Genomic DNA, 20,050 nt, shown 5'->3' with positions numbered 1-20,050 from the left:
GAGAACAACATGCTTCACCAACAGACGGCTGCCGCAGTGGCTTCAGCCAACATCGAGCGGGTGGCGCAGGAGCGCAGCTTCAAGAGCCACGACGGCACCGAGATCTTCTATCGCTATTGGCCGGCCCTGTCGGAAAACCGCAAGGGCGCCATCCTGCTGTTCCACCGCGGCCACGAGCATGGCGGCCGCATGGCGCATCTGGTCGACGAGCTCCAGATGCCCGACCACGCCTTCTATGCCTGGGATGCGCGCGGCAATGGCCGCTCCGCCGGCGAACGCGGCTATGCGCCGTGTTTTGCCGCGCTGGTGCGCGACATCGATTGCTTCGTGCGCGAGATCGGCAGCGACGGCTTTGCCCGGCGCGACATTGCGCTGATCGCGCAATCCTTCGGCGCTGTGCTTGCCGCCGCCTGGGTGCACGATTATGCGCCCGACATTCGCGCCCTGGTGCTGGCCTCGCCGGCCTTCTCGGTCAAGCTCTACGTGCCCTTCGCCAAGCAAGGCATTGCGTTGTGGCAGAAGCTGAAGGGCCGCTTCTTCGTCAATTCCTACGTCAAGGCGAAATTCCTGACGCACGACCCCGAGCGCATCGCCTCCTTCGACGCCGACCCGCTGATCACCCGGCCGATCGCCTCCAACATCCTGGTCGAACTCTACGACCATGCCGCGCGCATCGTCGCCGACGCCCGCGCCATCACCGTGCCGACACAGGTTCTGATTTCCGGCAGCGATTGGGTGGTGCGGCATGGACCGCAGCACGAGTTTTTCGTCAACCTGGCGAGCCCGGCCAAGGAGCGGCACGTGCTGCCCGGTTTCTTTCACGACACGCTGGGCGAGCGCGACCGCCACAAGGCACTCGACCTGATCAGGCCTTTCCTCGAAAGGCAGTTCACAGCGCCGGAAGAGCCGGTCGACCTGACCTGCGCCGACCGCGCCGGCTATACACGCGACGAGGCCGACCGGCTGGCCTCGCCGCTGCCGCTGCTGTCGCCCAGAGGCCTCTACTGGGCGATGAGCCGCGCCTCGATCCGCATGGGCGCCTGGCTGTCGTCGGGCATGAAGACGGGGATTGCCACCGGCTTCGATTCCGGCTCGACGCTCGACTATGTCTACGAGAACGAGGCGCGCGGCATCAGCCCCATCGGTCGCATGATCGACCGCACCTTTCTCGACGCCATCGGCTGGCGCGGCATCCGCCAGCGCAAGCTGCATCTGGAAGAGCTGATCGGCAGCGCCGCCTCCTCGCTCAAGGCCGCCGGCCGGCCGGTCCATATCGTCGATATCGCAGCCGGCCATGGCCGCTACGTGCTCGATGCCGTGCAGAAATGCGCCGAGCCACCGGCAAGCGTTCGGCTGCAGGATTTCTCCGAGCTCAACGTCTCGCTCGGCCGCAAGCTGATCGCCGAGCGCAGGCTGCCGGCGACCGTCTCGTTCCATCAAGGTGACGCCTTCGACGCCACGATGCTGGCCGGGCTCGAACCGGCGCCGGATCTCGCCATCGTCTCGGGGCTCTACGAATTGTTTTCCGGCAATGCCATGATCGGCCGCTCGCTCGGTGGACTGGCCAGCGCCATGCAGCCCGGAAGCCTGCTCGTCTACACCAACCAGCCCTGGCATCCGCAGCTCGAGATGATCGCGCGCAGCCTGACCTCGCACCGCGGCGGGCAGGCCTGGGTGATGCGCCGGCGCACGCAGGCCGAGATGGACCAATTGGTGGCGGCCGCCGGCTTCGAGAAGCTCGACCAGCGCATCGACCAGTGGGGCATCTTCACCGTTTCGGTCGCGCGGCGCATCTGAGCATGAACTTGCCTGCCTCTGCCTTTCCTGGCAATGCCCCTGCCCTTCCGGCCTTGCCGCGCGAGCCGTATCCCGGGATAGTCCTGCGCGCCGCCCTGTGGCTGGCATTTCTGGCACCGTTCTTCTACGCCACTTACGGCTTCGCCAATTGGCTGGCGTCGCGGCGCGACGACGTCGGCAGCATCGTCTTCGGCTGGGAGCATGGCGTCCCGTTCCTTGCCTGGACGATCGTGCCCTACTGGTCGATCAACCTGTTCTATGGCCTGTCGCTGCTGCTGAACAATTCGAAGAGCGGCGTCGACCGCCTCGCCGGCCGCTATCTGACGGCGCAGCTCGTCGCCGTCGCCTGCTTCATCCTGTTCCCGCTGACGGCGACCTTCGTGCACCCGCAGACGAGCGGCCTGCCCGGCTTCATGTTCGCCGTACTCGGCGGCTTCGACAAACCCTTCAACCAGGCGCCGTCGCTGCACATCGCGCTGCTGGTCATCATCTGGGACCATTGGCGTCACAGATTGACCGGCATCGCCGGCCTCGCCTGGCATGTCTGGTGTTTCCTGATCGGCGCCTCGGTGCTGACGACGTGGCAGCACCATTTCATCGACATTCCGACCGGCGCGCTGCTCGGCCTTTTCGCGCTGTGGCTGTTTCCGCGCGACGGTGAGCTGCCGTTCGCCGGCTTCCGCCTGAGTGCTGACCCGAAGGCGCGGCGGCTGTCGCTGTTCTATGCGCTTGGCGCAAGCCTTGCGCTGGCCGGCGCCGCTGCCGGGGCATTGGTCTCGGCGGTGTGGCTCATCCTGTTGTGGCCGGCACTGGCGCTGGCCATCGTCGCTTTCGCCTATGCCGGCGCCGGCGCCAAGGTGTTCCAGAAAACAGCCGATGGCCGCGTGTCGCTGGCCAGCCGTCTTCTGCTGTGGCCTTACCGCCTTAGCGCCAAAGCCAATGTGTGGGCGTGGACGCGAAAGTTTCCGGCGCAGATCGTCATCGCCGACGGTGTTTCCCTTGGCCGTTTTCCGACCACCGCCGAGGCCGACGTCTTCGGCACGGTGATCGACCTGGCCGGCGAATTGGAAAGGCCGCGTGGCGCCTCGATCCGCTGGGTGAGCCTGCCCATGGTCGACCTTTTGCCGCCGTCTCGCGAGGCGCGTGCGCAAGCGGTGGCGGCGATCGAGACGGCGCAGAGCCAGGGCACGGTGCTGGTCTGCTGTGCGCTCGGTTTCCAGCGCAGCGCCGCCGTCGTCGCCGAATGGCTGGTCGCCAGCGGCCGGGCCGCCACGCCGGATCAGGCGCGAGGCCAGCTCGCCGCCGCGGGCCGGCCGGTGCATCTTGGCGTGGACGCGGCGACATGACCGCCTATCGTGACAAGGCCGAAGCGTTCGCCGCCGGGCTGATGGTGCAGGTGGCATGGCCGCTGCTGTTGATTGCTGCTGCCTTGCTGGCTGCGCCGGTCATCGGCCTGGCGGCTGCGCCGCAAACATCGTCGCTGTCGGCGGCGGCCTGGCTGATCGCCGCGGCGGGTGCCATTGCCACAATTATTCTCTCGGCCCTGCTTTTGTTCGACGCGCTGCTGTTCCGGCTGATGGCCAGCCATGCCAGCGAGGCAGGCGGCGGCGCGGCGATCGACGACGTGCTGGCGCGCATGCGGCTGAAACCCACGGCGGCCGGCGGCCGCTCACTCAACCAGCGGATGGCCGGCACGCGCCGCCTGCTCGCCAGGCAGCGTATCGCCTTCAGTCTGTTCGCGGCGGCCGCGGTCGTCGCGGCATTCTTTTGAGCCCGTCCATGACAAAGCTTCGCGTCAGCACCTATACCTTGCTGCAGACGGTGACCTCGGTCGGCCTGTCGGCGCTGGCCTGGGTGGTCACCGGCGTACGGCCGATCTGGAACGGCAGCCAGCCATCGGACCGGCAGCGCATCTACTTCGCCAACCATGCCAGCCACGGCGATTTCATCCTGCTGTCGGCCTGCCTCAGCGAGAAGGAACGCGCCCGTACCCATGCGGTGGCGGCCGCCGATTATTGGGGCAAGACGCGGCTGCGCCGTTTCATTGCCGAGGACATGCTGTCTTCCGTGCTGATCCACCGGCAATGGACGGACGAAACGCAGCACCCGATCTCGATCATGCTGTCGGTGCTCGACCAGGGCCATTCGCTGATCCTGTTTCCCGAAGGCACGCGCAACATGACCGACGAACCGCTGCTGCCGTTCCGCTCCGGCCTCTACAACCTGTCGATGGCGCGGCCCGATGTCGAGCTTATCCCGTGCTGGATCGAGAACATGTCGCGGGTGCTGCCCAAGGGGCAATTCGTGCCGGTGCCGCTGCTTTGCCGCGTCGTCTTCGGCGCGCCGATCGCCATTCGACCGGGTGAGGAACGCCGCGCCTTTCTCGACCGCGCCCGCGAAACGCTGCTGACGCTGAACCCCCGGCCGCAGCGAGACGATTGAGGACCAAGGCACTGCCGATGATGCACGAGACCCTCATTCTGATTGTCGGCCTGCTGGCGGTGCTGATCAGCGCCAGCGTCATCGCCGGCGTCTTGTCATGGCGGGCGCCAAAGCCGTTGTCGCCGGCGCTGGTCAACCTGACCCAGCGCATCAATGCCTGGTGGGTGATGGTGGTGGCGATCACCGTTGCCTTCTTTTTCGGCCGTCCCGGCATGACCATCCTGTTCGCGCTGATTTCCTTCGCCGCCCTGCGCGAATTCGTGACGCTGACGCACAGCCGCCGCAGCGACCACTGGGTGCTGCTCGGCATGTTCGGCATCGTCATCCCGTTCCAGTACTGGCTGGTGTGGACCGCCTGGTACGGGCTCTTCACCATCTTCATCCCGGTCTACTGCTTCCTGCTGATGCCGGCGATCACCGCGCTGCACGGCGACACCGAGCGCTTTCTCGAGCGCGTCTCGGCGCAGCAATGGGCTGTCATGATTTCGGTCTACTGCGTCAGCCACGTGCCGGCGCTGCTGACGCTCGAAGTGCCAGGCTTCGAAGGCCGCAACCTGTTGCTGATCGCTTTCCTGATCATCACCGTGCAAGGCAGCGACGTGCTGCAATATATCTTCGGCAAGCTGTTCGGCCGGCATCTCCTGGCGCCGACGGTCTCGCCGTCGAAGACCTGGGAGGGGCTGGTCGGCGGGCTGGCGGCGTCAAGCCTGCTCGGCGCGCTGCTGTCGTTCCTGACGCCGTTTTCGCCGCTGCAGGCAGCCGGCGTCGCGTTCATCGCCTGCCTGATGGGCTTCCTCGGCGGGCTTGTCGCCTCCGCCATCAAGCGCGATCAAGGCGTCAAGGACTGGGGCCACCTGATCGAAGGCCATGGCGGCATGATGGACCGCGCCGACAGCCTGGTCTTCGCCGCCCCGGTCTTCTTCCATACGGTGCGCTATTTCTGGACTGTGTGAGCGGTGCGCCCTTTGCTGCGGCACCGTCCGGACGGTTAAGCTCGACCCTCGCGAAGACACCCGATCCATCTCGTTATTACCGTTTTCGCGAAAACGGTAACAGTTCCATCTGCCGCGGTCGTTGGCCGCGCTCATTTTGCCGCGGCGAGCGGCTCTTTCTTGCGCGCCGGCGACAGGCGGCGCATGCGGCGTTTGGCGGTGGTCTTCAGCGCCACCGGCGGAGCGCCGGACAACGCACCGAGCACCGCGCCGACCATGCCGTGTGCGACGAAATCGGCGTTGATCTCATTGGCCAATCTGGCGGCTGCCTCCTGGTTGTCGCTGTCGGGTTCCGACCACAACACGATGCCCACCCGCAACCCTGGTTTGGCGCGTTTCAGCCGACGGACCAGGAACCGCCCGTGCTTGACGGAATCCCGGTTCAAAAATCCGGCGACGACGGTATCGACGGCGTCGAGCTCAAGGTGGCGAATGCTCCCTGGTTCCATCTCGGCGAAGCTCGCCCTCAACACCGTGGCGCCCTGGACCTCGAGCACCTGCGCCAGCATGGCGGCAGCCGCGTCGTCGAGTTCGCCGCGCCCTCCGGCACACAGCACCGACATGCCCGTGCCATCCGGCAGTTCGGTGTCGTCCTCGCGCTGAACCTCGCCCTGAACCTGCTTGTCCTCGCGTGAGCCGTTGTCCTCGGCCGCGGCCGTGTCGTCCGCTTCCGCCTCCTCCTGCGCGCTGTCGTCGAGGTTCGCCACCATCGTCAGCGCGCTGCCCGCGACCTGCTGTCTTTGCTCATCGCTCAACACACCACGCACCCGGTCCTGCTCGCCGAGCAGAAGTGCGGGAATCGCGACCTCGTCGTAGAACTCGACCAGATATTTTTCCTCCAGCATCTCCTCGGCATGGTCCGTCGCTTCCTCGGGATCGCCGGCCAGCAGCCGCTGGTAAAGCCGTGCGTGCGGTTCGAGCACGGGTTCGTTGCCGAACAGAACGTCGAGGAATTCGAACTGCGGCACATGGCGGCCGAGCACGACGAGGCAGACCGTGAGCGGCGTCGACAGAACCAGGCCCAATGGTCCCCAGAGCCAGGTCCAGAAGATCGCCGCAACGATGATAGCCAATGGCGACAGCCCGGTGCGCGAGCCGTAGAGCCAGGGTTCGATCACGTTGCCGGTGATCAATTCCACGACCACGAAAAGCCCTGCGGTCCACAGCACGAGCGACCAGCCGGGCGCCACGGCCAGCGCCAGGAATAGAGGCAGCAGCGTCGCGATGACCGGGCCGATATAGGGAACGAAGCGCAGCGCCAGCGCCAGCAATCCCCACAGCAATGGATTGGGTATGCCCAGCAGCCAAAGTCCGATTGCAATCGGGACGGCATAGACGATGTTCACGACCAATTGCATGAGCAGGTAGCGGCCGACACGCTTGCCGGCATCCTGCAGCGCCTCGGTGGTTCGATGCAGATCGCCATAGCCGACGAGGCGTATGAAGCGATCGCGCAGATCCTCCCGCTCGAGCAGCATGAATATGACGACCACGACGATCAGTCCGGCCGATGCCAGCGGGCTCAGCAGCGGGCCGATCAGATTCTGGAGGACCTCGAGCGGTCGTTCGCGCGCGACGATTTCGACCGGGATCGGTTCCCGCGGAGGCTGATCGGCGGCGGGTTGTGCGGGCTCGGGTCTGTCGAGCTCCTGGCCGACGCGTTCGATCACCCGGCTCAATCTGGAAACGATGCCGCCGCCGACGCCGGTTTCCTTGAGCGACCGGACCTTGGTCAGGATATTCGCCTGGTAAAGCGGAATGTTCTGCGCCAGTTCACTGACCTGCGTGGCGACGATGAAGGAGAACAGAGCCAGCACCGTGAATGCGCCGAGCACGCTGGCGATCACGGCAGGAAGACGCGGAATGCCGGCTCGCTTGAGTGCCGAAACCATGGGTACGAGCGCAAAGGTAAGCAGCAGCGCGATTGCGATCGGCAGAAAGACCTCGCGCCCGAAATAGAGCGCCGCGACGGCGGTCACGACCGACGCTACGCTGGGCAAGGATGTGCGCGGAAGCGCCCTGGCCGCGGAAACAATGCCCGCCCGCCGGGGCTCCGACAGGTGCGCGCCGTTTCGACGATTTGCCGCCACTTGATACCTCCGCCCCGCCGTCGCCATGATCGGGCATATTGAGCCGGCGTGCAACTTCGCAGCATCTCACCCAGATTGCCCTCGTCGGCAGCGCGGCAATTCAGTCATGGTAGAATTTTTTGCATTAATGGCGTCACGGGCAATCCTGTTCCATGCCTGCGCCAGAACGTGGAACTTTTGGGTCAAAACGCCGTTCCTTCGTAGATCGCTGATGGACAACCTCAAAGCAGCAGCTCAGGAGGAATGATCATGAATATCAAGATGCTTTGCATGGGCGCGATGGCGCTTTCGATGATGACCGGCGCAGCGCTTGCCGCCGGTGCCACTGGCACTTCGGCGCTCGACGATCCGCAGAAAATGACGCCCTTCTTCACCGACGCCGGCATGAAGAGCATGAAGTCGGAAGCCGAATTCAAGGCGGCATGGATGGCCATGTCCACAAGCGACCGGGCCATGATGCTGAAGGAATGCAGCGACGCAGGCATTGCCAAGACGCATGCCGACTTCTGCAAGATGGCCATGCAGCTCAACAAGTGACCGCCGGCTTCTTGCCGAGTGCAATAACGGACCAAGCGAAAGGGCGGGCAGCTCCGCCATTGTGCGACCTTCCTGTCCGCACCGGCGAGCGCTCAGCCATTTGAACTCGTGCCGGAATATCCACGTAATGAAGGCCACGGCTTTTGTTCGATTGCCGTGGCGCCATAGGCATATAGGACGGCTTGGTCGGAGCGCATGTCGCGGAGCGGCAATACCACTACCGTCCGGGGGGTTCTGCTCGCAACCGAGTTTTCCGGTTGGCCGTCCACATAGCATTGCCGGTCGGGCACGTTTGGCCGCCGGCACGCTTGACCCAGTGGGCTCGACCCCAGCACGCTTGACCTCGCCGCCAACCGTGAGATAGGCCGGGTAATGAGCCAACCACCTCCGCACCGGAGCTCCCCGAAAGACCTGCCATGACCGACGCGATCGTAAGAGACAGCAATGGCACGGCGCTGCACGAGGGCGACTCCGTGACCCTGATCAAGGATCTCAAGGTCAAAGGCACGTCGGAGACGATCAAGCGCGGCACGCTGGTGAAGAATATTCGCCTCACCGGCAATCCCGGCGAGATCGAATGCAGCACCAAGCAGGTGAAGGGCCTGGTGCTGAAGACCGAGTTTTTGAAAAAGGCGTGATCGCCTCGGCACCCTGCCCTTCGCTTCCATATCAATCGCCCTCATGACTGAATCGCTCATGTGAGTGAATCGCCCCCGCGCGAGGAGCTGGAGGAGCTGCGCCCTCCCCCTATGTTGCACTGCGTTAGATTTGTTGCATTGCAATATCGGCGCAGCGGGTCGAGCCTCTGCGAGGTGGGCATTCCTTGTATGAGGTGATTGTGTCGGCATCATTTCGGCCTGACATCGAAGGGCTGCGCGCGCTGGCGGTGGCGGGTGTCATCGCCTTCCATTTTGGTCTCTCCGGCCTGCCCGGTGGCTTTGCCGGCGTCGACATCTTCTTCGTCATCTCCGGCTATCTGATCACCCGGCACCTGGTTACAGAAATCACCGAAACCGGGCGGCTGAACCTCTGGCGTTTCTATGCCCGGCGCGCCCGGCGCCTGTTGCCGGCGGCACTGTTCGTCATCCTTGCCACGCTGTTCGCGGGTTACTTCATCCTGTCGCCGGAGGAACAGGCGCTCTATTCGAAAGGCGCCATGTTCGCCTCCGCCTACATGATCAACCTCTGGCTGATCCGCTGGTCGTTCGACTATTTCGCCGCCGACGCCACCAACAACCCGTTCATCCACTTCTGGTCGCTGTCGGTCGAGGAACAGTTCTATCTGGCATGGCCGGCGCTGCTGCTTGCCGCCGCATGGCTACGCCCCGGCAAGCGCACTGCTATCGTCGTCATCGGCGTCGCCGGCGCGGCCTCCTTCGCCGCCTGCGCCTGGCTGACGGAAGTGTCGCAGCCCTGGGCCTTCTATTTCTCGCCGCTCAGGGCCTGGGAATTCGCCGCCGGCGGCCTGGCGACCATGGCACCGGCAAAGATCTGGCGCGACCGGCCATTACTGGCCACTCTCCAGGCATGCCTCGGTCTGGCACTGATCGCCTGGGCCTATCTGATGCTGGACGAAGATTCGCCGTTTCCCGGGGTGAATGCGCTGGCGCCTGTCGCCGGCACAGTGCTGCTGCTGCTCAGCGGCAGCGGCGGCCGCAATCTGCCGAGCGCCGTGCTGGCGCTGGCCCCCATGCAATGGTTGGGCCGGCTGTCCTATTCGCTCTATCTCTGGCACTGGCCGGTCATTGTCTATGCGGCGATGGTGGTTCCCAGCCTGTCCATCCTCGGCCGCTTTGCCTGCGCGGCACTGACGCTGGTTCTATCGATGTTCACCTATCATTTCATCGAGAACCCGATCCGCCGCAACGGCTGGCTGATGGCCGGAGCAGCGCGGGCGCTGGTGCCCGCCGTCGCGCTGACCGGCGCCGGCGTGGTCGCAGCCTATGGCAATGCGCGCTTTGCCGAGCACAATCTCAGCCCCGAACAGCACGTCATCGCCGACAGTGCCGCCCAACTCTCCACCGTGCGCGCGACCAATGGCGGCTGCGTGCTCGATTTCGAAACCGTCAAGCCAAAACCCTGCATGTTCGGCCGCAAGGATGCCCAGCGCTCGGTCGTGCTGTTCGGCGACTCGCATGCCGACCATTGGTCGACGCCGCTGATCAAGGCGGCCGAGAAGAACAACTTTCGCGTCGTCACCTTTCTCAAATCTTCCTGCCGGGCTTCGCGGGTGACGACCTGGAACTGGCGGCTGAAGCGCGACTACACCGAATGCGACCAATGGCGCGAGCAGTCGGTCAAGGACATCATCGCGCTGCACCCGCAACTGGTGGTGATCTCGGAGTTCTCGATCGGCAATGTGATGAAGGAATCGCCCGAGGAGTTGAAGCACGCCGATTGGCAAGAGCAATGGCGGACGGGCCTCACCTGGACGCTTCAAGCCTTCAGCCAGGCGGGCATCAAGGTCGCGGTCATCAGGGACGTTCCCTACAATGCAAGCTACGCCGACAAATGCGTGGCGCGGGCGCTGTGGCGGGGCCAGACGCCCGCGACATGCGACACGCCGAGGATCCTGGCGGCAAACGACGACATCGCCACCGTCGAGCGCGACATCGTGCGCTCGACACCGAACGCTGCTTACATCGACATGACCGACCGCTTTTGCGACCAGACCACCTGCCATGTCTTCATCGACGGCAAACTAGCCTTCCGCGACCGCCACCACCTGGCGACGCCCTTCGCCGAAACGCTGGAACCGGCAGTGGAACGGGCGCTGTTTTCGGATGTGATGGCGGCGGCTGTAAAGTAACGGTTCCGAATCTTGTCGGATCCGACCCACCAGCCCCAGCAAACAACCATGCGGGCGTCAGCTGAGGATGAGACCCGCCAGGAAAACCGTAAGGATAAGCGACAGCGGAACTGCAAGAAGGCAGCACAGCTCGAAAGTATTGGCTCGCCAAGAAGTCATTGGTCGCTTTTCCATGTTGGCCTCCTCCCTCAACGGCCAGACCGGGACGGCAGTTCCGCTTGGATGGTGCTCACCCCCACCACTCATCATGCAATTGGCGCAGTTCGTTCCGCTTCCTGGTCATCCATCGTGCACGCGCCAGATGTGTCGCCCACGCCCGGAAAGCCCTCTCCGGCTCCCGTTCCGGGTCCATATGCAGGACGATGCGGGCGACCTCGCGCCAATCGGTTCCTTCCGCCGAAGCGTCGAGCAGCCGGATATAAGTAAGCATGCGATCTTCGTCATAACCGGTCAGCACCGAAGACGTCGGCGCTGCGTTCGCGATATGAAGGTTTGGCAGCTTTAGCATTGCGATCTACCCACTGGCGCATCGTAGCAGCCAATGAAGAAGCCCGCGCCCTTTGATCGGAGGATGCGGATCGAGATTCGCCTCGACAGCCGACAAATGCGGCCCTCGGGCGGGGGTTCCACGCCCAGCTGGGCTCACGCCTCACCCATGGCGATCGGGTCCGAGGCAATCTATGTATTTTAGTGGAACCTAATTTAGTCGACGCAATTATGCGTGCGTGAGAAAGCGTGAAATCCAGACCGTCACTGAAAGCCGGCTACCGCGGGACCAGTTGGCCGACGATCCGGTGATTGCCGTCGATTTGACCGAACGGATATTACAGGCGGCCGACAACGACAGGATCGTCTGCCTCGTCGTGGCAACGGAGCAGCTGGAAACCGACCGCATCGAGAAAGCGGAGCCCAAGGAGACCAGGATTGCCGCAAGCTTCGTCCGGGACTTTGAGGTGATGCTGCTTGTTCTTTATGCGGCCTATGCCCTCGCTGTGCTGGGTGCGACCGCCTTCGTTTTGCTGGAACTGGGCCACGTTCTGTAGGCAGACGTTGGCAAAAGACGGGACTGACGCGCGATTGCCGCTGTTTGATGAGAGGAGCGGTCACGCTGCGTCGGCGATCCGACCCCGCCGCAGCAGCGGCATTTTCGCGCCGGCAGGCGCTAAACTTCGGGCTCGTCCGTTCGTTACATCTTGCCAATCTATGGAACGAGGCTGCGCCTCGCGGGTTTTTCTATTAGAGGGACGTTAAAGAAGGAGGTAGCTATGAAGAAGCTCCTGCTTGCCTCGGTGATCGCCATCGCCTCGGCGGCTTCCGTGATCGGCCCGGCGAATGCCGGCGGCAGCGTCACGATCGGCATCGGCAGCGGCTATGACGACGACTATTACTATCGCCACCATCGGTATTCCGATTACGACGATGAGTACGTCCCCCGTTACCGCTATGATGTCTATAACGAGGACTACGCGCCGCGCTACCGGTACCGATACCACCGGCGCTGCCACACAGAAGTCATCAGGCACTGGCGTCATCACCACCGGATTATCGAAAGAATCCGTGTCTGCCGTCGTTGACGGATCGATCCGGCCGGTAGTGCCGGCCGGATCGGCGGGCTCCTCATCTCGGCTTGCGCATCAGCATCATGCCGTAATGCACGGCCAATATGTCGAGCCCGATCTTGAGTAGTTTCACCACCACGTCGCGCGGCTCGCCGGCCTGTTCGGCCAGGCTCTTCACCGTTGTGTCGGCACAGCAGACCTTTTGCACGATGCCGGCGATCTCCCAATGGACAAGCGCCCTGGTGGCCTCGGCATGGTCGCGGCCGGCGGACAGGATGTGTTCGGCGACGCCGCTGCCGGTGCGGCCGCCGTCGACGCGCTCGGCCCAGGCCATCGGCTTGGCGGTTGCCTCCGACGAGTCGCGAAAATCCTGGCGGTAGCGCATCCCCGCCTCGCGCTGCTGGCGCGACAGCGAGGTGAGGCCGCTCAGCGGGTCGACATTGCGCACCCGCACGATGCCGCCGGTCGCGGTGTGGCCGTCATTGGAGACCTCATAGAGGCGCGCGCCCTCCTGCGTCCCCTTGGCCAGCCGCTTGCGGCCGAACCGGTCGTCCTTCAGCGCGAAATCATGGCCGATCTCCTTGCGGATGCGCACCTGCTCGGCCTCGCCCTTCGGCAATCGCGGCAGCCTGGTTTTGATCTTCTGGACGGTTTTGGTGCTCATCGGTTCGGTCCTCCTGGTTTTCCGTCGTCGGGCTCTGGCGAACTTCCGTCATCCAGCAGGCTCAAATCACTTCGGCCGGCAGCGTGCGCAGGAAGCGCGCCGCGTGATAGGCGCAGTAGCTTTTCGATGGCTTCGTGCGCAGTCCGCAGCACAGCATGTCCAAACCGGGGCGGCTGCCGGGGGCGTCGTTTTCCGCATCCTCCTGTAACGTCGTGTCGAGCGGCGCGCGGCAGCGCTCGAACAGGCAATCGATGAAGCGCATGGCGGCGAAATGCGGCTGGCGGCCGCCGGCGGCGATCGGGCGCGGCGCCGGCATTTCGAGCGGCGCGCCATCGGTCCCGGTGATCCGAGCCGGACCCGGCTGCCAGGCCGGCGGCGCCAGCCTGGCCGACAGCCTTGTCGGGCGGCAGCGTGGCTCGGCCTTCGGAGCCGCTTCCGCCTGACCTGCGGCATTTGATGGCTCAGGCGCCGAATTTCCGAGCCGGCCGCCAGAGCGTCCGCCAGACCAGCCCTTGGATCTGGCAAGGCCGATGGTGCGCAAACGGGCGGTGCAGTGGACCATGCTGATGATGGCCGCGCGTGAGACCGGGCTACCACGCTGCGCACCGAGCCTGGTCGCGATTTTCGCGGCCGACAGTCCGCTCGTCAGCCAGTTCTCGATTTGTTCCAGTTCCGAGGCGGAATAGCAGGCGGCCATGATGTTTTATTCCCTGCAAAGGTGGTTGTGTGCGGCGCCGGCTTCGCCGGCCCCAGGCGCGAAAGCCAGTCAGCCCTTCGCGTGGTCTGCTGCGATCGAGCTTCATCTCGGCCGCCTGCCTTGTTGCGCCGGACACTGCCTTGCCCGTCCGCTTGTCGAACGCGATGACCGTGCCGTCTTCGGTGCGGATGCAGGAAACCGCGGCATCCGCATTGCCGGCCGGCAGGTAATTCGTGGCCGGAGCCGTGAGGGGAACGGCTCCGGCCGTTCCGGCCGCTTGCGCTGCCGGATCCGAGGCGCGAGCCTCGGGCATCGTCCCGGCCGGGGAGGAGGACAGCCGCGACGAAGGGGAAAGGGTTGGCACATGCACGGCCTTGGCGATCGTTTGCGGTACCGCCCCCAGGCGAGCGCTGCCGGCGCGCTGAACGGCGGATTTAAGGACCGAAAACTGGTGAAGCGACTTGTGCATGCCCATATAAGAGCATAACTCAAATCATAATGCAAGCGATTCTTGCATAGACGAAACCGAATCTTATGCTTCAGATGGAGCCATGGCGAAAACTGCACTGTCGATCAAGGTCGGAGCGGCGATCCGCCGGGCGCGCAAGCAGCGCGGCCTGGTGATGCGCCACATTGCCGAGCACAACGACACCGACGTCGCTGCCGTCGGCAACTGGGAGACCGGGCGCAACCTGCCCAAGACCGAGAACCTTTTGAAGACCGCCGCTTTCCTGCGCGTCGACCCGGTGGCGCTCGGCAAGGGCGAGGTCGTTTTCCTCGACGACGCCGGGCCGGTCGCCGATGCCGAGATCGTCACCGATCCCGGCCCCCTGCCCGCCGGGCCGATGGACATCCAGCTTCTCGGTACCGCCGTCGGCGGCGACGATGGCGACTTCACCTTCAACGGCCAGCCGGCCGGCTATGTCCAGCGGCCGCCGGGGATCCGGCATCTGCGCAATGTGTTTGCGCTGCACGTGCTGAGCGATTCGATGGTGCCGCGCTACGAGCCCGGCGAGATGATCTATTGCGGCGGCCGCGAAGCGCTGCCCGGCGACCATGTGGTGATCGAGACGCTGCCCGAGGAGAACGAGCAAAACGGCAAGGCCTTTATCAAGAAGCTGGTCAAGCGCACCGCCGCCGAGCTGATCGTCGAACAGTACAACCCGCCGAAGACGCTGACCTTCAACCGCTACGCCATCAAGAACGTCTTCCGCGTCATCCCGCTCAAGGAATTGCTGGGGTATTGATGAGGGGTTTTCCCTTCTCCCCTTCTTGTGGGAGAAGGTGGATCGGCGCACAGCGCCGAGCCGGATGAGGGGTGCTCGAAGAAACTCGGCGTCAAAAATACGGAACGATTTTTAAAGCCTTACGTCTTCATAGTAGCGATCCGTCCAACACCCCTCATCCGACCGAGCTTCGCTCGGCCACCTTCTCCCACAAGGGGAGAAGGGAAGAGCACCACGCGCCCCTCAAGCCCGCCTCGACTGCTCCAGCTCTCGACCGTTGAGCAGGCGCGCCTCGGCGCGGGTCCGTTGCCGGTCGTCGATGAAGGCGGCCTGGATCGAAACGGCGGCGCCCGGCAGGCCGTCGGCCCGGCAGGCCTTGCAGATCAGGCGCCCCGAAAGTGCGGCCAGCGGTGTCTCCGGCATCACCCCATGCCGCTTGAGCTCGGCCGGCTTCCACCACCTGTTGCGGCCGCAGTCGATGCACTCGACGGCAATCGAGACAACATCGGCGATCGTCGCTTCCTTGCCTGCCAATGCCATGGCCATCCCCATCGTTGTTCCTGCTTTGTTCACATCATTATCGGTTTTTGGAGCGGAGTCGAGTCGGTTCCGCTTACATCAACGTGAAAGTTTCACTTGTTCCATTATTTGAGTTATGCTTATATCTGGCTGCGGACTGGAATCGGCGCGAGCCACAGAACCGCGGCCGGCCGGCAGCAAGGGAACGACGATGGACCCAGCCCAGTTCGCCCATGCCTGCGGCTATAGCGGCGACAGCCCGGCCATGCTTGCGGCTTTCGCGGCCATCCGCCAGGACGGCATCCGCAAGGCGCGCCAGGGTCATCGCCAGCGCAAGGCGGCGATTGACCAGATGAAGCCGAGCCGCGCTCTGTTCCTGGCGGCGATCCGCCCGGCGCAGTCAGCCGAGGAGGCACTCGAGGACGCCGCCTGCTTCCTTTCGATGTTCCACAACATGCCGCGCTGGCGGCAGGAAAGGCGCGCCGCCGACCTCGCCCGCGCCAGGCAACAACGCCTCTTCGCCCGCTTCTTCCGCCGCTACGGCCAGCGCCTCTGGGCGTTTGAGGCGGCGTAGCGTGGCGGGAGCGGCCCGCAGGCCGATCAAAGCTGCTGGCTGCGGGCGAAAATGCGGCCGTAGTCGGGATCGTCGATCTCGGCGAAGTGATGGGAGCGCAGGAAGCGCTGCAGCCGGGGATTAGGTTTGGCGCACGTCGCGGCATGGACATTCCAACGGATGAGCCTGAATTGCCGATCGGTGGCATAGGCCCGGACAAGCCTCCACAAGACGAGCAGGACCGCCTTCGCCACCGCCGTCGATATGGGCAAGATTGACCAGAAGCGTGCCGTCATTGCGATTGAATTCGGCCAGGACGGTGGCGCTGCCATGGTAAAGGAAATCGGGCGGCCGAAGGCCAGCAATTGATCCTGGTCCGCGCGCGACAGTGCCCGCAAAACCTCCAGCGAGACGCCTTCAATTTCGAACCGCATTGGCTGGTTGACCATCGCCGGGTTGCTCGCTTTCGACCGATTATCCTAGTATGCTTGCCAGAAAGACAGCTGGTAGTCCTCCAGGTCTTTGGGCTCCGAAGCGAAAAACTCCACGACAAACCTTCGGTCCGGAAACCGCCATTGCAGTTTTGCTTCATAAATCTCCTTGAGGACTGAGCCAAGGAACACACGAGCTTGTCGCGAGAAATGTCGGCGGTGCCCAAGGCGTGAATATCGGCAATATGCAAGTGGTTCATGACCGCTTCCACAGACTGTCGCGTGGCGCCGGGGTTTCGTTCGAAGCTTCGCGGGCCCTCCTCGCTGAACCCTTCCATCAAAACGTAGCGTTCGAACGTTACGAACTCCGGCCAGAAAACAGTGCTGTACCCCACAGCAAGTGCAAATCGGCCCTCGCAGCCAACCCAGCTTTGTAAATCGATGCCGGTCCCATTGTTCCAGGCTGCCAATTCGGCTTTCATGCTGGCTGGAACATCCATATCCTTTCCTCCCGATCTTCACCTGTCATAAGTCTTTCAACGGCTGCTTTCCACTAGACCGACGCTTGTCGTCGCCAAATCTACGCCGTATGTCCAGGCGATGAGCGAGATCGAATTCCGTCGTGCGCAGGCGCCCGACCTGCCGGCGATCGTTGCAATGCTTGCCGACGATGTGCTCGGCGCAGACCGGGAAGACCCGTCCACACCGCTTGCGCCATCCTATCTCGATGCCTTCAGAGCAATCGATGCCGACCCCAACCAGTTGCTCGCCGTGGCCGTCGATGCCGGGCAAGTGGTCGGAACGCTGCAGCTCAGCTTCCTTCCAGGCATTTCGAGGAAAGGCGCCTGGCGCGGCCAGATCGAAGGCGTTCGCGTCGCCCGGCAATGGCGCTCTCGCGGCGTCGGCAAGCTGATGATCGAATGGGCGATTGAAACATGCCGTTCTCGTGGCTGCAGCCTCATTCAGCTCACCACGGACAATGGTCGACGGGAAGCGCACGCCTTCTACGAGCGCCTCGGTTTCACCGCGAGCCATCTCGGCTACAAGATGGGGTTGTAGGTCGGTTTTCCGCCTTTTGCGGGCTGTCCGTTTTCGATACGTTGCCGCCGTTTCCCGAAACTTGTACGAGAATCCGGCGGACTGGGAGGCTGGCAGTCCTTAGCGCACCACTGGCGGGTGTAAATGCTTGACGTGCTGCACGAGATTTGGGGAGAACTTTACTGGAATCCGCTCGATTGGCTTCCGTGGATTGGTGTGCAGATCCTGTTTGCCGCGATCGTCGGTGCGGTCCTGCAATGGTGGTTCAAGATAGGCATTGTAGCCTTTTTGTTCATTATCGTCCTCTCGCTGTCCGTTAATTTCGGCCGGCTTCCGGCGCCGGCCCTTACGGGAGCTGATCTGGCTCGGATGAATGCAGGGCTGCCGCAGACAACGGACAGCGTAACGATGGAGAACGTATCGTTCTCTCACCGCTTTCTCACTTACCACCTGTCCTCGACGCAACCGCTGGACGAAATCTTCTTCAAAGGCCTTCGGGAATCGGGCGCTTATACGGAGCAGTGCAAGACGCTGGGCAAATGGCTCGCCAGCCGCCGGATCAAGCGTATCGAGTACGTTTTCACATGGCTTGGTGGGGCGGAGACAATATCCATCGTCGATGCAGATTGCCGAACTGCAGTGTAACATTTCAGGCGTTAGGCCCGGCACCGAAACACACAGGCTGCCTGATGCGCAGGCTCAGCGAGCAAGAGTTCAAAGCCGGGCATTGACAAGCCGCCCCTTCGCCCTGCTCCATCCGCCCCATGATTTACGACCGGGCCTGGCTTGAAAAGGTCTTTCGCGCAAAACCCAATCAGAAGTTTCTGTTCTTTTGGGGCCACCAGCCGTCCAAGGACGGCCGCATAACCACGTCGTGCTTCAGTCAGTGGTGGCATGCGCCCTTTATCGTCGATGGCCTGAGCTATCCGACTGCCGAACACTGGATGATGGCCGAGAAGGCTCGCCTGTTCGGTGACGCTCAGACGGCAACGCAAATCCTCAGGGCGGCCAGCCCCAAGCAGGCAAAGCAACTTGGCCGCCAGGTGAGCGGCTTCGATGGCACCAAATGGGATGCCGACAAATATCGCATCGTCACCGAAGGGAGCTTTCAGAAGTTCCGCCAGAACGCGGCGCTGCGCGAATATCTGCTGTCGACGCATGACCGGGTGCTGGTCGAGGCGAGCCCTGTCGACCGGGTGTGGGGCATCGGTCTTGCGGCGGATGACGAGAGGGCGGTGAACCCGCTGCTGTGGCGCGGCGAGAACCTGTTGGGATTCGCGCTGATGCAGGCCCGCGATCGGCTGCGCGGCTGAACATTGCCGTCCGCCCGTCATCGGCGGCAGCCTCCGCGCTGCTTGACAATCCACCCACAATGTTCTCTTTATGTTCCTATCGCAACTCTAGACAATGCGGCGTTCGAGCCGCCGCGGGCGACGGGGCCGGATGGAAGCCAACATCCTCCACGCGGATCTGGATGCCTTCTATGCCTCGGTCGAACAATTGCTCGACCCGGCCTTGCGCGGCAAGCCGATTGCCGTCGGCGGCGGGGTAGTGCTCGCCGCATCCTATGAAGCCAAGGCGTTCGGCGTGCGCGGCGGCATGCCGGGACGGCGGGCGCGGGAACTCTGCCCGCAACTCATTTTCGTCGGCGGCCATTTCAAGGACTATCAGCGGCTGGGCGATGCGGCGATCAAGGTGCTCGGCGATTTCACGCCGGTGGTCGAGCGGATTTCGATCGACGAGGCCTTTGCCGACGTCGCCGGCTGCACCCATTTGTTCTCGCCGGCCGAGATCGCCGGCAAGATCCGCCGCCGCGTGCGGGCCGAGCTCGGCCTGCCGATCTCGGTCGGCGTAGCCCGCACCAAGCACCTGGCCAAGATCGCCTCACAGGTCGCAAAGCCCGACGGGCTGGTGGTGGTCGATCCGCGCCACGAGCTGGAGTTCCTGCATCACCTGCCGGTCGAGTTGATGTGGGGTGTCGGCCCGGTCACCAGGGAGCGGCTGGCCGGCATCGGCGTCAACACCATCGGCGAGCTGGCGAGAACCAATGGTGGGGCGCTGGAGCGCCTGCTCGGGCCGGCGGCGGGAGAGAAACTCAACGCGCTGGCGTGGAACCGCGATCCGCGCAAGCTCGAGACGCAGCGCCGCGCGCGATCGGCCGGCGCGCAATCGGCGCTTGGCCGAAAACCGGCCGAAGAGGACGTCTTCGTGCCCGCTTTGCTGCATCTGGCCGACAGGGTCGCCACCAGGTTGCGGGCGAAATCCCGGCCCGGCCGCACGGTGACGGTTCGCGTCCGCTTTGCCGATTTGCGTTCGGTGACGCGCTCGATCACGCTCGACCAACCGATTTCGGCAACCGCCATGCTGGCCGAGATCGCCGAGGCGCTGGTGCGCAAGGTGCTCATCGACCATCCGCACGAAAAGACAATCTCGCTGCTGGCGATCGCCGTATCGCATCTGGAGCAGCATGCCGGCCTGCAACTGGAACTGCCGCTCGGGCTCGACGATGACCGCCGCCGCCCCGGTACCCGGAAGGGCGCGGCGCGCTGGACCGCGGATCGCGCCATCGACAAGATCCGCGACCGCTTCGGCTGGGAGGCGGTCGGCTATGCCTCGGTCGCGCTCGGACTACAGCGGTCGGTTCCCGACGCCTTTCGCGAACTAGCCGAAAAGGAGTTGTAAATGGGCCGGGTTTT

At 63.9% G+C, this 20,050-nt stretch carries 22 protein-coding genes; 16 read left to right on the top strand and 6 right to left on the bottom strand.

Features of this window, described 5'->3' with window-relative positions; translation table 11 throughout:
• Positions 1–9 precede the first annotated feature (9 nt).
• Genes NKH21_RS22665 through NKH21_RS22645 form a run of 5 tightly spaced genes read left to right on the top strand, consistent with a single transcriptional unit; the run spans position 10 to position 5,192 of the window.
• Positions 10–1,797 carry a bifunctional alpha/beta hydrolase/class I SAM-dependent methyltransferase gene (locus tag NKH21_RS22665; protein ID WP_352867626.1) on the top strand — a complete coding sequence of 596 codons (1,788 nt, stop codon included), beginning with the start codon at positions 10–12 and terminating at the stop codon, positions 1,795–1,797.
• Positions 1,798–1,799: 2 nt separating this feature from the next.
• Positions 1,800–3,143, top strand: coding sequence for a phosphatase PAP2/dual specificity phosphatase family protein (locus NKH21_RS22660; RefSeq protein WP_352867623.1), 1,344 nt, complete (start codon positions 1,800–1,802; stop codon positions 3,141–3,143).
• Positions 3,140–3,568 (top strand): hypothetical protein, encoded by a 429-nt coding sequence (locus NKH21_RS22655; protein ID WP_352867621.1) that lies wholly within the window; start codon positions 3,140–3,142, stop codon positions 3,566–3,568. The genes NKH21_RS22660 and NKH21_RS22655 overlap by 4 nt, the downstream gene beginning before the upstream one ends.
• 8 nt (positions 3,569–3,576) lie before the next feature.
• Positions 3,577–4,239 carry a lysophospholipid acyltransferase family protein gene (locus NKH21_RS22650; protein WP_352661486.1) on the top strand — a complete coding sequence of 221 codons (663 nt, stop codon included), beginning with the start codon at positions 3,577–3,579 and terminating at the stop codon, positions 4,237–4,239.
• A gap of 17 nt (positions 4,240–4,256) precedes the next feature.
• A complete protein-coding gene (locus NKH21_RS22645) occupies positions 4,257–5,192 on the top strand; it encodes a phosphatidate cytidylyltransferase (protein WP_352662353.1) in 936 nt (311 codons plus the stop codon).
• Between the two features lie 131 nt (positions 5,193–5,323).
• Here NKH21_RS22645 and NKH21_RS22640 read toward each other — a convergent pair whose 3' ends face one another.
• Positions 5,324–7,321: an AI-2E family transporter gene (locus tag NKH21_RS22640; RefSeq protein ID WP_502911908.1), complete on the bottom strand. Its 1,998-nt coding sequence runs from the start codon at positions 7,319–7,321 to the stop codon at positions 5,324–5,326.
• 249 nt (positions 7,322–7,570) lie between these two features.
• On the opposite strand from NKH21_RS22640, the gene NKH21_RS22635 reads away from it, so the two are divergent.
• The 3 genes from NKH21_RS22635 (at position 7,571) to NKH21_RS22625 (ending at position 10,667) form a co-directional block, all read left to right on the top strand.
• A complete protein-coding gene (locus tag NKH21_RS22635; RefSeq protein ID WP_352490065.1) occupies positions 7,571–7,858 on the top strand; it encodes a hypothetical protein in 288 nt (95 codons plus the stop codon).
• 416 nt (positions 7,859–8,274) lie between these two features.
• Positions 8,275–8,496 carry an alkylphosphonate utilization protein gene (locus tag NKH21_RS22630; RefSeq protein WP_352467930.1) on the top strand — a complete coding sequence of 74 codons (222 nt, stop codon included), beginning with the start codon at positions 8,275–8,277 and terminating at the stop codon, positions 8,494–8,496.
• A 200-nt stretch (positions 8,497–8,696) separates the two neighbouring features.
• Positions 8,697–10,667, top strand: coding sequence for an acyltransferase family protein (locus NKH21_RS22625; protein ID WP_352867611.1), 1,971 nt, complete (start codon positions 8,697–8,699; stop codon positions 10,665–10,667).
• 229 nt (positions 10,668–10,896) lie between these two features.
• Here NKH21_RS22625 and NKH21_RS22620 read toward each other — a convergent pair whose 3' ends face one another.
• Complete coding sequence (locus tag NKH21_RS22620) at positions 10,897–11,175, bottom strand: DUF2285 domain-containing protein (RefSeq protein WP_352490061.1); 279 nt, start codon at positions 11,173–11,175, stop codon at positions 10,897–10,899.
• Between the two features lie 271 nt (positions 11,176–11,446).
• Here NKH21_RS22620 and NKH21_RS22615 point away from each other — a divergent pair, with 271 nt between their 5' ends.
• The gene (locus tag NKH21_RS22615; protein WP_352579491.1) at positions 11,447–11,710 is read left to right on the top strand and encodes a hypothetical protein; all 264 of its coding nucleotides are present in this window, start codon (positions 11,447–11,449) and stop codon (positions 11,708–11,710) included.
• Positions 11,711–11,932: 222 nt separating this feature from the next.
• The gene (locus NKH21_RS22610) at positions 11,933–12,241 is read left to right on the top strand and encodes a hypothetical protein (RefSeq protein WP_352661499.1); all 309 of its coding nucleotides are present in this window, start codon (positions 11,933–11,935) and stop codon (positions 12,239–12,241) included.
• 43 nt (positions 12,242–12,284) lie between these two features.
• On the opposite strand, the gene NKH21_RS22605 is transcribed toward NKH21_RS22610, so the two are convergent.
• A complete protein-coding gene (locus NKH21_RS22605) occupies positions 12,285–12,890 on the bottom strand; it encodes a DUF6456 domain-containing protein (protein ID WP_352661502.1) in 606 nt (201 codons plus the stop codon).
• 61 nt (positions 12,891–12,951) lie between these two features.
• The gene (locus NKH21_RS22600) at positions 12,952–13,587 is read right to left on the bottom strand and encodes a GcrA cell cycle regulator (RefSeq protein ID WP_352867608.1); all 636 of its coding nucleotides are present in this window, start codon (positions 13,585–13,587) and stop codon (positions 12,952–12,954) included.
• A gap of 551 nt (positions 13,588–14,138) precedes the next feature.
• Between NKH21_RS22600 and NKH21_RS22595 the strand changes: the two genes are divergently transcribed.
• A complete protein-coding gene (locus tag NKH21_RS22595) occupies positions 14,139–14,834 on the top strand; it encodes an XRE family transcriptional regulator (RefSeq protein WP_352661510.1) in 696 nt (231 codons plus the stop codon).
• A 222-nt stretch (positions 14,835–15,056) separates the two neighbouring features.
• Here NKH21_RS22595 and NKH21_RS22590 read toward each other — a convergent pair whose 3' ends face one another.
• Positions 15,057–15,353, bottom strand: a complete 297-nt coding sequence (locus tag NKH21_RS22590; protein ID WP_292663304.1) for a hypothetical protein — start codon at positions 15,351–15,353, stop codon at positions 15,057–15,059.
• Positions 15,354–15,543: 190 nt separating this feature from the next.
• On the opposite strand from NKH21_RS22590, the gene NKH21_RS22585 reads away from it, so the two are divergent.
• Entirely contained in the window at positions 15,544–15,906 is a 363-nt protein-coding gene (locus NKH21_RS22585; protein WP_352867604.1) for a hypothetical protein, read from the top strand.
• 26 nt (positions 15,907–15,932) lie between these two features.
• Here NKH21_RS22585 and NKH21_RS22580 read toward each other — a convergent pair whose 3' ends face one another.
• Positions 15,933–16,319 (bottom strand): hypothetical protein, encoded by a 387-nt coding sequence (locus NKH21_RS22580; protein WP_352867602.1) that lies wholly within the window; start codon positions 16,317–16,319, stop codon positions 15,933–15,935.
• A gap of 597 nt (positions 16,320–16,916) precedes the next feature.
• Between NKH21_RS22580 and NKH21_RS22575 the strand changes: the two genes are divergently transcribed.
• From NKH21_RS22575 to dinB, 4 genes are all read left to right on the top strand, one after another.
• A complete protein-coding gene (locus NKH21_RS22575; protein ID WP_352867599.1) occupies positions 16,917–17,375 on the top strand; it encodes a GNAT family N-acetyltransferase in 459 nt (152 codons plus the stop codon).
• Positions 17,376–17,498: 123 nt separating this feature from the next.
• A complete protein-coding gene (locus NKH21_RS22570; RefSeq protein WP_352867597.1) occupies positions 17,499–17,999 on the top strand; it encodes a hypothetical protein in 501 nt (166 codons plus the stop codon).
• A 119-nt stretch (positions 18,000–18,118) separates the two neighbouring features.
• The gene (ybiA, locus tag NKH21_RS22565) at positions 18,119–18,667 is read left to right on the top strand and encodes a riboflavin biosynthesis intermediates N-glycosidase (protein WP_352867595.1); all 549 of its coding nucleotides are present in this window, start codon (positions 18,119–18,121) and stop codon (positions 18,665–18,667) included.
• Positions 18,668–18,797: 130 nt separating this feature from the next.
• Positions 18,798–20,036 carry a DNA polymerase IV gene (dinB, locus tag NKH21_RS22560; protein WP_352867593.1) on the top strand — a complete coding sequence of 413 codons (1,239 nt, stop codon included), beginning with the start codon at positions 18,798–18,800 and terminating at the stop codon, positions 20,034–20,036.
• The last annotated feature ends 14 nt before the right edge of the window (positions 20,037–20,050 follow it).

The organism is Mesorhizobium sp. M1329 (assembly GCF_040318035.1).
Classification (GTDB): domain Bacteria; phylum Pseudomonadota; class Alphaproteobacteria; order Rhizobiales; family Rhizobiaceae; genus Mesorhizobium.
This window is presented reverse-complemented; position numbering and strand designations above follow the sequence as displayed.